At 52.9% G+C, this 14,809-nt stretch carries 16 protein-coding genes; 8 read left to right on the plus strand and 8 right to left on the minus strand.

The genetic code is table 11. The features are described 5' to 3' along the window. The first annotated feature begins 344 nt into the window (after positions 1–344). From NKJ21_RS04190 to tolA, 6 genes are all read left to right on the plus strand, one after another. On the plus strand, positions 345–1,091 hold the full coding sequence (locus NKJ21_RS04190) for an ATP-binding cassette domain-containing protein (RefSeq protein ID WP_074186512.1): 747 nt from the start codon (positions 345–347) through the stop codon (positions 1,089–1,091). A gap of 18 nt (positions 1,092–1,109) precedes the next feature. Then, complete coding sequence (locus NKJ21_RS04195; RefSeq protein WP_008804867.1) at positions 1,110–2,111, plus strand: ABC transporter permease; 1,002 nt, start codon at positions 1,110–1,112, stop codon at positions 2,109–2,111. A gap of 3 nt (positions 2,112–2,114) precedes the next feature. Next, complete coding sequence (locus NKJ21_RS04200) at positions 2,115–3,194, plus strand: phosphotriesterase (protein ID WP_208777892.1); 1,080 nt, start codon at positions 2,115–2,117, stop codon at positions 3,192–3,194. 14 nt (positions 3,195–3,208) lie between these two features. Continuing rightward, positions 3,209–3,964 carry a glutamine amidotransferase gene (locus NKJ21_RS04205; protein ID WP_008804865.1) on the plus strand — a complete coding sequence of 252 codons (756 nt, stop codon included), beginning with the start codon at positions 3,209–3,211 and terminating at the stop codon, positions 3,962–3,964. Then, the gene (locus NKJ21_RS04210) at positions 3,964–5,106 is read left to right on the plus strand and encodes a M20 family metallopeptidase (protein ID WP_012968216.1); all 1,143 of its coding nucleotides are present in this window, start codon (positions 3,964–3,966) and stop codon (positions 5,104–5,106) included. Before NKJ21_RS04205 ends, NKJ21_RS04210 begins: the two co-directional genes overlap by 1 nt. 111 nt (positions 5,107–5,217) lie before the next feature. Next, positions 5,218–5,646, plus strand: coding sequence for a cell envelope integrity protein TolA (gene tolA, locus NKJ21_RS04215; RefSeq protein ID WP_008804864.1), 429 nt, complete (start codon positions 5,218–5,220; stop codon positions 5,644–5,646). Positions 5,647–5,750: 104 nt separating this feature from the next. Here the strand turns inward: tolA and attM are convergent, their stop codons facing one another. Next, the gene (gene attM, locus NKJ21_RS04220) at positions 5,751–6,545 is read right to left on the minus strand and encodes an N-acyl homoserine lactonase AttM (RefSeq protein ID WP_165454234.1); all 795 of its coding nucleotides are present in this window, start codon (positions 6,543–6,545) and stop codon (positions 5,751–5,753) included. Between the two features lie 160 nt (positions 6,546–6,705). On the opposite strand from attM, the gene NKJ21_RS04225 reads away from it, so the two are divergent. Continuing rightward, the gene (locus tag NKJ21_RS04225; protein WP_131025027.1) at positions 6,706–7,593 is read left to right on the plus strand and encodes a LysR family transcriptional regulator; all 888 of its coding nucleotides are present in this window, start codon (positions 6,706–6,708) and stop codon (positions 7,591–7,593) included. Positions 7,594–7,634: 41 nt separating this feature from the next. Here NKJ21_RS04225 and NKJ21_RS04230 read toward each other — a convergent pair whose 3' ends face one another. Further along, positions 7,635–8,537: a LysR family transcriptional regulator gene (locus tag NKJ21_RS04230; protein ID WP_004190055.1), complete on the minus strand. Its 903-nt coding sequence runs from the start codon at positions 8,535–8,537 to the stop codon at positions 7,635–7,637. Between the two features lie 103 nt (positions 8,538–8,640). Here NKJ21_RS04230 and NKJ21_RS04235 point away from each other — a divergent pair, with 103 nt between their 5' ends. Next, a complete protein-coding gene (locus tag NKJ21_RS04235; RefSeq protein ID WP_131025025.1) occupies positions 8,641–9,849 on the plus strand; it encodes an MFS transporter in 1,209 nt (402 codons plus the stop codon). 57 nt (positions 9,850–9,906) lie between these two features. Here the strand turns inward: NKJ21_RS04235 and NKJ21_RS04240 are convergent, their stop codons facing one another. The 6 genes from NKJ21_RS04240 to NKJ21_RS04265 all read right to left on the minus strand — a co-directional run bounded on the left by NKJ21_RS04240 (position 9,907) and on the right by NKJ21_RS04265 (position 14,780). Further along, positions 9,907–10,527, minus strand: a complete 621-nt coding sequence (locus NKJ21_RS04240) for a LysE family translocator (protein ID WP_023322627.1) — start codon at positions 10,525–10,527, stop codon at positions 9,907–9,909. Between the two features lie 185 nt (positions 10,528–10,712). Continuing rightward, positions 10,713–11,819 (minus strand): PTS fructose transporter subunit IIC, encoded by a 1,107-nt coding sequence (locus NKJ21_RS04245; RefSeq protein WP_023322628.1) that lies wholly within the window; start codon positions 11,817–11,819, stop codon positions 10,713–10,715. 42 nt (positions 11,820–11,861) lie between these two features. Continuing rightward, entirely contained in the window at positions 11,862–12,173 is a 312-nt protein-coding gene (locus NKJ21_RS04250) for a PTS fructose transporter subunit IIB (protein ID WP_004179922.1), read from the minus strand. 56 nt (positions 12,174–12,229) lie between these two features. Then, entirely contained in the window at positions 12,230–12,700 is a 471-nt protein-coding gene (locus NKJ21_RS04255; protein WP_012968206.1) for a PTS sugar transporter subunit IIA, read from the minus strand. A 113-nt stretch (positions 12,701–12,813) separates the two neighbouring features. Next, positions 12,814–13,494 (minus strand): D-allulose 6-phosphate 3-epimerase, encoded by a 681-nt coding sequence (gene alsE, locus NKJ21_RS04260; RefSeq protein ID WP_080928609.1) that lies wholly within the window; start codon positions 13,492–13,494, stop codon positions 12,814–12,816. 23 nt (positions 13,495–13,517) lie between these two features. After that, positions 13,518–14,780 (minus strand): PTS ascorbate transporter subunit IIC, encoded by a 1,263-nt coding sequence (locus tag NKJ21_RS04265; protein ID WP_012968204.1) that lies wholly within the window; start codon positions 14,778–14,780, stop codon positions 13,518–13,520. Between the last annotated feature and the right edge of the window lie 29 nt (positions 14,781–14,809).

Below are 14,809 nucleotides of genomic sequence, written 5' to 3' on the forward strand. Positions count from 1 at the left end.
GCGCAAAAAACGATCAATTAACAATTTATTCACTATAATCAGTAAACCGGTTTACTGGATTTTATTCAATTAAGTGTATTGAATACATAAGGTTAAGTTACAGGGCTGCTGTGTGGTTCCTGCCCTGGCACGGATGCTGCAACGTTCTTACTGGCGAACAAATATCTTACATAGCGTTTGTCCTGACTGCCCTGGCGAGTGCTCTATCCCGCAGGTAAACCGGTTTACTAGATTGTAAACCGTGTCGGATAGAGTCCCTCCCGCAGGATGGCGAACATTTTCCCGGCCACAGCGATGGGAGTTATCAGATGCAGCAGCCACAAACTACCCCGCCAAGGGTAGAGATGATCAATATCACCAAGACCTACGGGTCGATACGCTCATTGCGCGGAGTCAACCTTGAGCTGGCCCCGGGCGAAGTGCTGGGCTTAGTGGGCGATAACGGTGCGGGGAAATCCACCCTGACCAAAGTGCTCTCTGGCGCGGTGATCCCCTCCAGCGGCACGATTCGTATCGACGGTGAACAGCAACAGTTTACGAATCCGGCCGATTCGCGCCGTTGCCATATCGAGATGGTCTACCAGGATCTGTCGCTCTGCGACACGGTCGACGTCGCGGGCAATCTGTTTATGGGCCGTGAGCCGATGAAATCGGTCCTCGGCATCCCCTTTCTCGACGAGGCCAAAATGCACGCCGATGCCAGAGAGATGCTTAAAGGGCTCGGGATCTCCATTCCGGATACTCACCTGCTGGTGCGAAATCTCTCCGGCGGCCAGCGCCAGGCTATAGCCATCGCCCGCGCCGCGGCCTTTGACCCGAAAGTGCTGATTATGGATGAACCCACCGCCGCGCTGGCCGTCGCGGAAGTTGAAGCGGTTCTGGAGCTCATTCGCCGCGTTTCCGCTCGCGGGGTGAGCGTGATTCTGATTACCCACCGCCTGCAGGACCTGTTCCTGGTCTGCGACCGGATCATGGTGATGTATGAGGGTACTAACGTCGCCGACAGACGGGTGTCCGACACCAGCCTGAGCGATATCGTTAACCTGATTGTGGGCGAAAAATTCACCGCCCGCTCTGCGGCAGCACATTGAGGTAACAGGATGAGTATCATGAACTTAAGCAGCTCCCGCATGATCCAGCATTCGCTGCCGCGCCGCCTGCTGCATAACCACTCAGGCGTGGTCAGCATCGCGCTCTTTTTCGTCTTCTGCTGCGTGGTGTTTTCGCTGATCACCAGCAACTTTCTCACCGGCACCAACTGGCTCAACATTATCCGTCAGAGCGCCCCGCTGCTGATCGTCGCGACGGCAATGACTCTGGTCATTACCACCGGCGGTATCGATCTGTCGGTAGGCTCCACCCTGGCGCTGGTCGGCGCACTCTCCGCTATCGCCCTGAATAGCTGGGGTCTGCCGTGGCCGGTGGTACTCCTCGGCGGCCTGCTGCTCGGCGGATTCGTTGGCGCCATCAACGGCTTCTTTATTGCCTATGAAGGCATTCCGGCGTTCATCGTCACGCTCGCCACCCTGGCCGTAGTTCGCGGTATCGCGCTGCTGGTCACCCAGGGCTACTCGATTCCGGTGCCGGCTGACAGCCTGTTTACCTTTATCGGACGCGCGTGGGTAGTTGGTATCCCCATGCCCGCGCTGATCGGCATGATGATACTGGTGATCGGGCATATCGTTCTCAACCATATGCGCTTTGGCCGCTACGTGACCGCTATCGGCGCCAACGCCGAAGGCGCGCGGCGCAGCGGCATTAACACCAAAGCGGTCACCATGAAGGTCTATATCATCAGCGGAATGGCCGCCGCGCTGGCGGGGATGATCATTACCGCACGCCTCGGCAGCGGCTCTTCCAACCAGGGCGAAGGCTTTGAACTGCAGGTCATTGCTGCCGTTGTGCTAGGCAGCACCAGTCTGTTTGGCGGCTTCGGGACTATTATTGGCACGCTGCTGGGCGCGCTGTCGATTGCGGTCATTCAGAACGGGCTGATCCTGTCGCATATTTCGCCGTTTTACACCCAGATAGCCACCGGCACCATTATCCTGCTGGCTATCTGGCTGAACACCCGCATTCTCAACCCGACGCGCTCCGCGGCAAAAGGATAGCTGATGAAAGGATCAATTTTTCGCCATCCCTCCCCGCTGCCGGTCGGCGTCAGCAGCGGTTACGTGATGACTGTGCTTGGCCCACTGCCGATTAACGAAATGGGCGTTACTCTGATGCATGAGCATATTCTGCTGGATGCCTCCGGCAAATGGGTGCCGCCCTGCTGCTGCAGCGATCGCCATCTTGCCGAAATGCCGGTGAAAATGGAAAACCTTGGCGAACTGTCGCTCAACCCGCTGATGAGCCGCGATAACTGTCAGCTGTTTGATGTCGACCTTGCGATTGACGAGCTGACTAAATTTCGCGCCCTTGGCGGAGAAACGGTGGTCGACCCAACCAATATCGGCATTGGCCGCGATCCGAAAGCGCTGGCGCGCATCGCGCGTCTGACCGGTCTGAACATCATTATGGGTACCGGGCTCTATCTGGAACCTTCGCACCCTGAGTGGGTAAAAATCAGCAGCGTCGAACAGCTGACCGAACGGCTGATTTACGATCTTGGCGGCGCGGAGGAGAAACCGGAGGTGCTCGCCGGGCTCATCGGCGAAATCGGTATCTCCAGCCGCTTTACGCCGGATGAGGAGAAATCCCTGCGCGCTGCGGGTCGGGCCAGCGCCGCGACCGGCGTGCCGATCGAGGTCCATCTGCCCGGCTGGGAGCGGCTGGGCCATCGGGTGCTGGATATTCTCGAGCAGGAAGGCGCCGATTTACGCCATACCGTGCTGTGCCATATGAATCCCAGCTTTGCCGATAAGCGCTACCAGCGCGAACTGGCGCAGCGCGGGGCGTTTCTCGAATACGACATGATTGGCATGAGCTATTACTACGCCGACGAGTCGGCGCAGTCGCCCTCCGACGAGGAGAACGCCCGCGCGATCCGCGAGCTGATTGACGACGGCTACATCCAGCAAATTCTGCTGTCGCAGGACGTCTTCCTGAAAACCATGCTCACCCGCTACGGCGGCCACGGTTATGGCTACATACTCAAGCATTTTGTTCCCCGTCTGCGGCGCCACGGCGTCAGCGGCGAACAACTTGAAACCTTAATGATTGGAAACCCCCAGCGGGTCTTTGGCGGATAAAAGGAAACGTCATCATGCAGAAAAAAATCTTACTGGTCGGTGAGTCCTGGACCAGCACGTCAACGCACGTTAAAGGCTTCGACCAGTTTGCCACCGCCACCTGGCACACCGGCGCAACGGACTTTCTGGCCGCGCTCGCCGACAGTCCCTATGCCATTACCTATATGCCCGCCCACGCGGCGGCGACCGACTTTCCGCTGACGCTGGAAGCGCTGCAGGAGTGGGATGCGATTATTCTCTCGGACATTGGCGCCAATACGCTGCTGCTGCATCCGGACACCTGGCTGAAGAGCCGCCGAACCGCCAACCGTTTAACGCTCCTGCATGATTACGTGGCCGGCGGGGGGGCGCTGATGATGATCGGCGGCTATTACAGCTTCCAGGGAATCAACGGCGGCGCGCGCTACCGCCATACCGCGGTGGAGAAAGTGCTGCCGGTACGCTGCCTGGCCTGGGACGATCGCATTGAAACCCCGGAAGGCTGCTATGCCGAAGTGACGGAGTCTCACCCCCTGTTTAACGATATTCCGGGCGAATGGCCGTGGCTGCTGGGCTATAACGAAGTTGAAATGCACCCGGAAGGCAAACTGCTGGCGACCGTGGCCGGTACCGGTCATCCGCTACTGGCTGTTCGCGAATATCAGCAGGGTCGTTCGCTGGTGTGGACCAGCGACATGTCGGCGCACTGGCTGCCGGAAGAGTTTGCCAAATGGCCCGGCTATCGCCAGCTATGGATTAACTGCCTCGACTGGCTGACGGAACGCCGCTGATGACCACGACCCTTGAGCTCGCCCGGCAGCTGCTGGGCTTTAACACCATCAACCCGCCAGGCAGCGAAGCCGACTGCATGCGGTTCTTCGCCGACTGGCTTGACGAGAGCGGTTTTGAGGTTTCGCTGTCGTCGTTCGGCGAGGGACGCTGCAATCTTATTGCCAGCCTGCCCGGGGCGAAGAGCGGTAAACCGCTGGCCTTTACCGGACATCTGGATACCGTCCCGCTGGGAAATGCCCGCTGGCAGTACGATCCTTTTGGCTCGCAGATGGAAGACGGGCGTCTTTATGGCCGCGGATCCAGCGATATGAAAGCGGCGATAGCGGCGTTTGCCGTCGCCTGCGTTCATCAGCGGGAAGCGATCCTCGCCGGACGCGGCGCGGTATTGCTGATAACCGGCGGAGAAGAGACCGGCTGCGACGGCGCGCGGGCGCTGATCGCCTCCGCAACGTTGCCGGAGGTGGGCGCGCTGATCGTCGGTGAACCCACCGCCAACTATCCGGTTATCGGCCATAAAGGCGCGCTCTGGCTACGCTGCGAAACGCGGGGGAAAACCGCCCACGGCGCGATGCCGGAGCTGGGGATCAATGCTATCTATCTTGCGGCGGATGCGTTGGGTAAGATTCAGCATTTTTCGCCAGGCGCGCCGCATCCGCTAATGAAGCAACCCACCCTCAACGTCGGACGCATAGAAGGCGGACTCAATATTAATTCCGTACCGGACCGCACGCGTTTTGATGTCGATATCCGCAGCGCGCCCAATTTACAGCACGCCACTATCCGGGAGCGCTTGACGACGCTGCTTGGCGAAAGCGTCACCGTCTCCACGCTGGTCGACCTGCCCGCCGTCCTCAGCCGGGAGGATCACGCGTGGATTAAGCAGGTTTACCAACGCTGTCAGCCGCTGCACGCTGAGCCGATTGCGCCGCGCGTGGTGCCCTACTTTACCGACGCCTCGCTGCTGCTGCCTGCATTGGGCGATCCGCCCTGTATTATTCTCGGCCCCGGCGAGCCGTCGATGGCGCATCAAACCGACGAGTACTGCCTGCTCAGCCGACTGGCGGAGGCAGAACAGCTATACGGTGACATTATTCGCGACTGGATGGCATCACCGCCCGCGACGAAAGTAAAAAATGAGTGACACTGTCACTGAAAGCGCGTGCCATGCATTCAGCGTTTGAATAATTTCGCGGAATAACAGAGGATAACCGCCTCTTACACGACGGTATCCCCACCAGCAAGGAGGCTTAGCATGTCCGTGAAAACCAACGCTGTGCTCGTTTGCACCCTCTCTTTACTTCTTTCCGCCTGCTCGGGTGGTGCTTCTGCGCCGGACAGCGCCGAAGACGCTAAAATATCGGCTGAAGTGGATAAGATACTTCGCGATTATCAAACGGGTTCCGATACTTCACCCCAGGCCAATGCCTCACGCTATCTGGCGCGGATCCAGGCGGCTATCTTCGCTAACATAGACCAGCCGGCCTCCTGGCAAGGGCAAAAATGCTCGGTGCGCTTTACGCTACAGCGTGACGGGACAGTGCAGGATCCGACGGTCGAGAGCGGCGATCGGCCATTCTGCGCGCAGGTGATGTCCGCGCTGAAAAAAGCCAACATCCCGCCCGCGCCGGACGAAAAAACCTATCAAACATTCAGTCATGTCGTGCTGGACGTGAAGCCCTGAGCTTGCCCGCAGAAATGGCCCCGGCCATCACCAGCGCCATTTCGAACAAGATAAGCTGACAGCCCTGCTTAACAGACGCTTTTTGGCGATCAGCGAGGAATGATTCAATAGTAACAGGCTGGCGCAAGCCTGTTTTTTTTCCATTCTTCAGGATCGTGGCCGGGTATGAATACCGCATGATATCGCTCGGTAAGCTGACGCAGCTTTCGCACTGACTGAGCGACATCAGTAGCAGACGTCATTAGCCCCGGGAGCGCCTTCTCATGGTAATGATCTAAGGTATAAGCCGCATCAATCGCTAGCGTAAAATTTGTACCACCCGGTAAGCGGATAAGAAAAGATTGATGGCCCGGTGAATGCCCTGGGGTGAAAATACATTGTAACGTGCCATCATCGTAAAGGTCATAGTGATCATCGGACAACCCGTTCAGAAATAGCCAGTTAAGTTGGGGACGATCGAAATCGCGTCGGCAATAGGCTCCCGAAGTAAACCAGTCAGGGGCAAAGGCATATTCATACTCTTGCCTCTGGACAACATGCGTAGCATGGGGGAAGCGACCAATTGCTCCCGTATGATCAGAGTGCAAATGGGACAGGACCACATAGCGGATATCCTCAGGAGCAATGCCAATCCTCTTAAGTTGTTCCACACAGCCCTGTTCTTCTGACATCACCGGTTTAAACTGCTCTACAGCACTTCCCCAATAACCACTGGGATCTTTCAATCCTTCGACAGCCAGACCGCCGTCAATCAGCGTAAACCCATCCGGATGGGTCAGCAGAAACCAGGGAACAGGGATCTCATAATGCTCTCCCACGCCCTGATTCATCCGGATATGCTGATATCGACAATGCTGTGTTCCTGACTGGAACATGAAAAGCTTTATCTCTGGCATCATTATTTTGCACCAATAAATCAATTAAATAGATTGAAATTTAGCCTGACTCAGGCCTTGAGTCTGGATTTTTCATCATTTCGCAGGAAAGCAGTAGATGCCTGTCCCCACTTACATTTATCGGTAAAGCCAATATAATTGGTGAATGGATCTCTTCTCAGCAATGCGCATATTTATCAGGGTGGTTGAACGGGGCAGCATGTCGGCTGCAGCCCGCGATCTCGGCATTGGCCAGCCCGCCGTGAGTGAAAGAATAGAAAAACTGGAAGCACATCTTGGGACACGTTTGCTTAGGCGCAACACGCGTAATATGTCTCTAACGCACAGCGGTAACGTGTTTTATGAGCGAAGCAAAACGGCCATTCAGGCGGCAGAGCATGCTCTTTCTATGAATGAGGAAAATCAGGGGCTGCAAGGCAAAATCCGTATTGCCGCGCCCTATTCCGCCGGAGAAAGCCTGCTGATGCCTGCATTGTTGCAGCTTCAGAACGAGCATCCGGAGCTGCAGGTCGATGTCATTTTTAACGACCGCGTCATCGATCCCGTCACCGAGGGGGTCGATTTATCACTGAGGTTAGGTGATGTCTCCGAAGGCTTTTTTGTCGCACGTCCGCTTGGCGCCGTGCGCAGAGTGCTAGTGGCCTCTCCGGCTTTGCTGGCGAAAATGGGTCATCCTGACACGCCGGATGCGCTGACAGATTATCCATTTGCTGCTGTTTCCGGTGTATTCGCCAGTAATCGCATTCAATTGATCGCTTCCGAAGATCAACTCATTAATGTTCCCGTCAATATTCAATTTCAGTCCACGCACTGGCGGAGTGTCCTCTCCTGGTTATTAGCGGGACATGCCATTGGTGTTTTGCAAAGTCCGGTTTGCAGAAAAGAAATGGCAGACGGCGCGCTTATCCCCCTCTTAAGCCACTATCCGATCCCGCCATTTAGTACCTGGTTGCTCCATCCACCAGCTGGGATGATGTCGTATGAAACGCGAATTTGTGCCTCCCTGCTGGAGGGCTATCTCAGAGATTTGTTGCTTGAGCCGGCCGGCTGAATAAAACAGCGCCGCCCTGGCGCGCTGAAGATGGCCTCTTGTTAATGACTCAATCTCTGATGCATGAAATCAATAAGCGCTCTTGTTTTTGCCGGCAAGTAACGCCGATCTGAATACAGAGCGAACAATTGCAAGGGGGCTGCCGATTGTTCAAATTCAATCTCGATTAACCGCCCATCATCAATATAGGGTTGGCAGGCTTGTTTCGACAGGATGGCAAAACCGACACCTGAGATGGCCGCCCGCCCTGCCATCTCTCCGCTGTTGACCCGATAACGACCGTTAACCTTGATCGTCTCGAATCCGCCCTTTTTATTCACAAACTGCCAGGGAGCGCCTTTAAGCGCATTCACCGTTGTAATACAGGGTAACTCTTCAAATTGCTGTATTCGAGAAGGCGTGCCATAACGCTGGATGACGGAGGGGGCCGCAACGATGGTGCAAGGGATCGTCACCAGATGACGGGCGATGTAGTCACTGTCATCCATCTGACCACGGCTAACAATGACAGCTAAATCCAGATCATCTCGCAGGGATTCATAACCCGACAAATTTGTGACGCAACTTATCTCCAGATCCGGATGCTGACAGGCGAAATCAGCAACAACAGAGCCCAGCAATACAGGACCGATTTCATTGGGAATACAGATACGTAATGGCCCCTTGAATTGCATTTGTCGCAACGTTAATTCGGTTTCAGTTTGCTCAAGTGCTTCCAGTAATGGCTTCGCCCGGGTATAGAGTAGATGCCCCGCCTGTGTGAGTTTCATATGTCGGGTACTGCGCTCAATGAGCTGAAGGTTCAGTTTGTCTTCTAACTGAGAAATGCAACGGCTCACATTTGATGTCGGCATTTCCAGGGCTTTCGATGCCCCGACAAAACTGTCTCGTTCCACCACAGCAATGAAGATTTTCAGCGCATTAAAGTCAAGAACTGGCCGCATCAACTATCCCACATATGATAATAATGAGTGCCATTTTTACCACCTAATCGACAAGTTTGATAGCAGTTAAGCTAGGATATCTTTCATCCACAGGTCGCTTGCTATGCCACTGGTCACCACAACATTTAATCAAAAGACGCTCATTCGGATTGCTTTGGTAATCGCTTTTGTCCAGTTTACTAATGCGCTGGAATATATGATGTTCAGTCCTGTTTTTACATTTATGGCTGCAGATTTCGCTGTTCCCGTCACCTTCTCAGGCTATGTATCCGGTATGTACACATCTGGAGCCGTCCTGTCGGGAATTATCGCCTTTTACTGGGTTGACCGTTGCAATAAGAAACGTTTTTTAATTGCCAATATGGTACTGCTAGCCATGGCGACACTGTTGACGACATTGACCACCCGTTTTCCTCTTCTTCTTACATTGCGCTTTTTCGCAGGACTGGTTGGCGGTACGACAATGGGGGTGGGGATCACTATTTTGATAAACCACACGCCGGCTGATTTGCGCGGAAAAATGTTGGCGACGGTGATTGCGTCATTTTCGATGGTCAGCATCGTGGGGATGCCCGCTGTACTATTTTTGTGTACTCATTACGGTTGGCATGTCGCGTTGTGGTTAATCTGCACACTGTGTTGGTTGGCATTGCCGCTGATCGTCTCCATCATCCCTCAGGATCCCGTCACTTTCGACACGTCCCACGCGCTGCCCCTCGATGTAGATACTTTACTGTTTGCTTCCGGTAATGCGCTGGTACAGTTTAGTCCAATGCTGATCATTCCTGTTCTGGCGCCATTAATGACGCAGCTGTTGGGGGCTTCTCAAGGTCTGCTGCCCTGGTTGTTCTTCGGCGGGGGTCTGGCGGGGTATCTGTCTACCAGAATGACAGGCGCATTAACCTCTCGTTTTTCTGCTTTGAGTTTGGCGACCGGGTCGACCCTCGTTTTTATCCTGAGCTTGCTGATACCCCTCCTGGGCTATCCGCATCCGGCGCTATTTATTACGTTGTTTCTCGGCGCAGCTTACAGTCGTCTGGTGTCATCGTCGGCGGTGACGATTCAGTTTCCTGATAACAAGCAACGAGCGGGATTCTCTTCATTACAGACATCCATGATGTATCTGATGACAACTGCCGCATTTTTCCTGTCTGCTTTTTTGTTACCCAACCATCGCATGGCGCTACAAAATATGGACATGCTGTTGGCGGTATGTGCAATTACCGCATCAGGAACCCCAATTATTGTCATCGTTTTGCAAAAGAAACTGGCTAAACGTACGTTCGAGCCCGATCGTTACAGCACTGAGTAGTACTCCACGGGTTGCTCATTTTTTAAGACAAAAACAGGGGCATACGCCCCTGCGTGACTACCGCCGACTCATGGCCAGCTTCGCGGCAAACAACAGAAACAGGCAGCCGGTTGTCCGATCCATCCATTTCACCACGGCTGGTTTTTTCAGGATGCCGGCGGCATAGCGAGTGGCGGTAATCAGCGTTAACGACCACAGCGTCCCTATCAATACATGGATGGTGACCAGGAGAAAGGTCCAGTTGATCGGTGAATGCCCGGCAGGGATAAACTGGGGCAAAAACGAAACGTAGAAGACGCCCATTTTGGGGTTAAGCACATTCCCCAGCATCCCACGCAGGAACCAGTTACTCGTGGAATCTGATTCGGTCGGGTTGGGGTTAAATTGCTGGCGTGGGCGCAGGAGCAACTGGATGCCCAGCCAGCAAAGGTATCCTGCTCCGCACCATTTCAATAAGGTATAAGCCAACTCAGAAACCGCCAGTAGCGCACCTAAACCAAAGGCCACCAGCGCGCCCCAGATAAAGCATCCAAGATCAATGCCTAACGCGGCATGCAAGGCTTTGCGTCCCCCTTCAGCGGTCGCCGTGCGGAGAATAAGAGCAGTATCAAGACCTGGCGTCAGGGTAAGCAGTGTGGCTGCGAGGGTGTAAGCAAGAAGTGAATCAGTGACGAGCATTTCCTGTCTCCGAAAGAGACAAGGCTACTGAAGCATTCACATTTTTGCAACAACAATGTTCACCCTGCTCCACTTTTACCCAGCCGTCTACCTGACGCAACTCAGCCCATAACTAAGGACCCCTCGGTTATGGGCTGATTTGCAGGACTAGCTCAACGCCATTGATAAAATAATACAGGGGTAAGTTAGCTCACTTTAATATCATCAAGGTCGATATCCTCTTCTTCGTGATCATGAGTAACCAGCACATCACGCGGAATATCTTTTTTGATGACAGCATAAACCGTGGCGGTAACAACAATATTCACCAGCAGGGCCATAATGCCAGCCATCGGGTGTGACATGGTGGGGATCATCAGTACCCCACCAAAAGGCACCGTGGCATCCGCACCATACACCATGGTGACTGCGCCACCGCACGCGCCACCGATGGCCGCGGCGGCGATACCGCGGACGATATCGTTCATGACGATCGGGATAGAGCCTTCAACGATATTAACAATCCCCATTGGAACCGCCGATTTTAAGGTTTCCACTTCTTCACTGTTATAGATGTTCTTACGCAGAAGCTTAGCAATGAAGAAAGCCAGGCCGAAACCAATAGGCGTTGCGGTGTTAACTAACTGAAGCGCGGTAATCGGCTCATTTATTCCCTGCGCCTGCAGCGTGAGAACGAAGGCAAAGCATGTCTTATTAAGCGGGCCGCCAAAGTCAACAATACACAGAGCGCCTATCACTGCGCCCAACACAAGATTCGATGACGTGCCCATACTTCTCAGGAAAGATGTCAGCGCTTCCGTAAAGATACCTATAGGCGTACCAATGATATAGACCATAATCAGGCAGCTGATAATGGAGGCAAAAAAGGGCACGATCAACGTTGGCATCAAACCGCGAGCCCAGTCAGGCACCTTGACGTTTTTGATGATCGCCAGCGCGATATAGCCGGCAATGTAGCCACCGATCATCCCGCCGATAAAGCCTGCGCTGATGGTGTTCGCCGCCAGCCCGACAACAAATCCTGGTGCGATGCCCGGCTTGCCAGCAATCGAGCCGGAAATCCCCACCGCAATGACTACCGGCAACAGCCCAAGCGCCTTAGCGCCCAGAGTGGCCATCGCCTGCCATAAATCAAATTGCCCCGGCGTTAACGTGTCCTGCACCGTTCCACCAAGCCCCATACCGATGGCAATAATAAATCCAGCACCACAGACAATGGGGATCAGAAATGAGATAGCGGTCAGCAGATGTCCTTTAGGATTTGCTGCTTGCCATATTTGTTTTAGAGACATAAATTACGCCCTTAAGTATAGAGTCAGCAGGCCGAAATAAAATTATGAATTGACTATTTCACTGAGTTTTTCAATTAGCTTATTAGGGGATTTCACTGCCGTTTCCGTGGCGACTTTGACCACTTTCTTACCCGCAAACCGTTCTTCTCCCGTCACTTTAACATCCGCGGCAAGCAGAACAATATCTGCCATGGCAATCTCATCAGCGGTTAACTGATTCTCAATGCCGATGGTCCCTTGGGTCTCGATTTTAACGTTATGACCGGCTTTTTTGGCGGCTGTTTCAATTTTCTTTTGAGCAATATAGGTGTGTGCAATCCCCACCGTACAGGCGGTAACTCCGACAATATTCATCACGATTCTCCGTTAATTCATTTAATAAGATATAAAAGAATGTTAACAACTACATATTACGCTTCGGTGCTTTCAGTTTCTGAATTGAAAAGCGCAATGATTTTATATGGATCAGATTCAACCAGTAATTTAGCGATAATGTCTTCGTCGGCCAGTGACCCGGACACTTGCGCTAACAGGCGAATATGAGTGGCATTTTGATCCACCAGGCAAACCGCAAATAAAATAATACAGCGAACATCGCTGCCATCCATGGTCTCCCAGGGAATGGTATGTTGCGTGCGTCCGATGGCTAATGCGGTACGGGAAACACCGGAAGATTTGCCATGCGGGATCGCAATATGATTTTCAAAACCGGTAGAGCCTTGCTCCTCACGTAACCAGACATCACGAATAAAGTCCTCCTTATTAGTCACCGCACCATCCTGTACTAGTAAATCGGTGAGTTCTTCTATCACCTCTTCTTTCGTTCTGGCGGTCATATTTAACTTGATGTTTTTAACATTAAGCACTGTCGAAATATCCATAATTCACCCGCATTCATATAGAGTGGTCGTTGAATAACAGAGCAGGCATCGCTGGCGTGATGCAGGTCTTTTAATTTTTTTTAAATATATGCTGTGGTTCGTAAAAAAATTAATTAGGCAGCGACGGTTTCACGCTGGAAAATCTCGATCATTCTGTCCCATGCCTGGCTGACATCCTCATGGAGAGAAAACAGACCCGATGTCCCTACGATAAAGACATCCACACCGGATTCGGCAATCTGGCCAAACGTTTTTGCATTGCAGGAGCCATCAATTTCAGTCAGATAGTGATAGCCATTATTTTTGCGCATACTGATGAGCCTTCTTATCTTGTTCAGCGATTCAGGAATAAACTTTTGTCCGGCATAGCCCGGATCAACTGACATGACCGTCACTTTATCCAACAGGTGCGCATATTCAGTAATACTTTCAGCCGGTGTCGCCGGGTTCAACACCACCCCGCATTGCTTGCCTGCATCCTTGATCTGATTCAGCAGGCGGAAAATTTTGTTATTCGCCGTCTCGGGATGAAAGCTAATGATATCGGCGCCGGCCTCGAGACACATGGGAATAATATCTTCCGGATGGTTCACCATCAGATGGACATCGATGGGAACGGTAGTGATTTTTTTCAGGTTCTCAATAAAAAAGGGAGACAGTGTGATATTGCGGACGTAATTACCATCCATTATATCAACGTGATAAAAATCCGCTTTTTTATTCATTGCCGTGATCTGTTCTTTGAACTGCGTTAAATCCATGCACATCAGTGAGGGTGAAAATTTCGCGCTCATAAACCATCTCCGATAATAAACAGTTAGTTAAACATTGCGATAATATGCCCCAGAACGATGCCGACAACGCCAAAGTCTGCATCGCCAAAGGTTGTAGAACCCAGGCCCATGTCTCCCATCATTGGCAAAAGGATGGCCGGCAGGAACGAAATGAGCAGGCCGTGGGCAAATGCCCCCACCACTGCCCCGCGACGTCCGCCAGTGATATTGCCGTAAACGCCAGCCGTTGCCCCGCAGAAGAAATGAGGAACCAGCCCTGGAACGATGACGCTCAAACCGAACAGCGGGCAGAGAAACATGCTGACCAGGCCCGCGACAAAGCTTGCGAGAAACCCGACGATGACGGCATTGGGAGCAAAGGGAAACACCGTCGGGCAGTCGAGCGCCGGCTTCGCATCTTTCACTAATTTGTCTGCAATACCTTTAAACGCTGGCACAATTTCGGCAATCACCATACGCACACCGGCGAGGATGATATAAACCCCCGCAGCAAAAGTGAGGGACTGAATAATGGCGAAGATAATAAAATTCTGACCGGCACTCAGTGTCTCCTCGACAAAGGTTTTGCCCGCGACGACCACCAACACCAGGAACAGAATCATCATAGTGAGAGAGATGGCCACCGACGAGTCGCGAAGAAAATTGAGTGACTTAGGCACTTTAATTTCTTCAATCGAGGGGCTACCTTTCCCGACGACTTTGCCCACCAGCGCGGAAAGCAGATAACCAATAGAGCCAAAATGGCCGAGAGCCAGATCGTCGGTATTGGTAATTTTACGGGTAAACGGCTGCAAGATCGCCGGAGAGATCACCATCATCGCGCCGAGAATCACCGCCCCGATGGCCACCACCCACCCCCCCGACAATCCCCCGACTGACAAGATCACCGCCAGCATCGCTGCCATATAGAGCGTGTGGTGGCCCGTTAAAAAGATGTACTTTAATGGCGTCAGACGCGCCAGGGCGATATTGATCAACATGCCCAACACCATGATTGTGGCGGTTTCCGTGCCATAATTCTTCTGCGCCAGCGCGGCCATCGCGTCGGTGTTAGGGACCACCCCCTGAATATGAAATGAATGTTCAAACAGCTGGCTAAAAATGGTTAATGTATAGGCAATGATACCGGCGCCTGCCGTTAAAATAACAAAGCCCATGATGGTTTTCAGTGTTCCTGAAATAACATCTGAAATTCCTTTTTTTTGCAACAGCAGACCGATCAGAGAAAACAATCCAACCAGAATTGCCGGTGTCCCTAACACATCATAAATAAGGAAATGAAGCATATTAAACTCCACGGTTCAGAAAGCCGTTG

Source organism: Klebsiella sp. SWET4 (genome assembly GCF_024296565.1).
Classification (GTDB): Bacteria; Pseudomonadota; Gammaproteobacteria; order Enterobacterales; family Enterobacteriaceae; genus Klebsiella; species Klebsiella variicola.

Coding starts and splice junctions, on each gene's coding strand:
- NKJ21_RS04190 (WP_074186512.1), top strand. CDS start 345: ATGATCAATATCACCAAGACCTACGGGTCGATACGCTCATTGCGCGGA.
- NKJ21_RS04195 (WP_008804867.1), top strand. CDS start 1,110: ATGAACTTAAGCAGCTCCCGCATGATCCAGCATTCGCTGCCGCGCCGC.
- NKJ21_RS04200 (WP_208777892.1), top strand. CDS start 2,115: ATGAAAGGATCAATTTTTCGCCATCCCTCCCCGCTGCCGGTCGGCGTC.
- NKJ21_RS04205 (WP_008804865.1), top strand. CDS start 3,209: ATGCAGAAAAAAATCTTACTGGTCGGTGAGTCCTGGACCAGCACGTCA.
- NKJ21_RS04210 (WP_012968216.1), top strand. CDS start 3,964: ATGACCACGACCCTTGAGCTCGCCCGGCAGCTGCTGGGCTTTAACACC.
- tolA (WP_008804864.1), top strand. CDS start 5,218: ATGTCCGTGAAAACCAACGCTGTGCTCGTTTGCACCCTCTCTTTACTT.
- attM (WP_165454234.1), bottom strand. CDS start 6,545: ATGATGCCAGAGATAAAGCTTTTCATGTTCCAGTCAGGAACACAGCAT.
- NKJ21_RS04225 (WP_131025027.1), top strand. CDS start 6,706: ATGCGCATATTTATCAGGGTGGTTGAACGGGGCAGCATGTCGGCTGCA.
- NKJ21_RS04230 (WP_004190055.1), bottom strand. CDS start 8,537: ATGCGGCCAGTTCTTGACTTTAATGCGCTGAAAATCTTCATTGCTGTG.
- NKJ21_RS04235 (WP_131025025.1), top strand. CDS start 8,641: ATGCCACTGGTCACCACAACATTTAATCAAAAGACGCTCATTCGGATT.
- NKJ21_RS04240 (WP_023322627.1), bottom strand. CDS start 10,527: ATGCTCGTCACTGATTCACTTCTTGCTTACACCCTCGCAGCCACACTG.
- NKJ21_RS04245 (WP_023322628.1), bottom strand. CDS start 11,819: ATGTCTCTAAAACAAATATGGCAAGCAGCAAATCCTAAAGGACATCTG.
- NKJ21_RS04250 (WP_004179922.1), bottom strand. CDS start 12,173: ATGAATATTGTCGGAGTTACCGCCTGTACGGTGGGGATTGCACACACC.
- NKJ21_RS04255 (WP_012968206.1), bottom strand. CDS start 12,700: ATGGATATTTCGACAGTGCTTAATGTTAAAAACATCAAGTTAAATATG.
- alsE (WP_080928609.1), bottom strand. CDS start 13,494: ATGAGCGCGAAATTTTCACCCTCACTGATGTGCATGGATTTAACGCAG.
- NKJ21_RS04265 (WP_012968204.1), bottom strand. CDS start 14,780: ATGCTTCATTTCCTTATTTATGATGTGTTAGGGACACCGGCAATTCTG.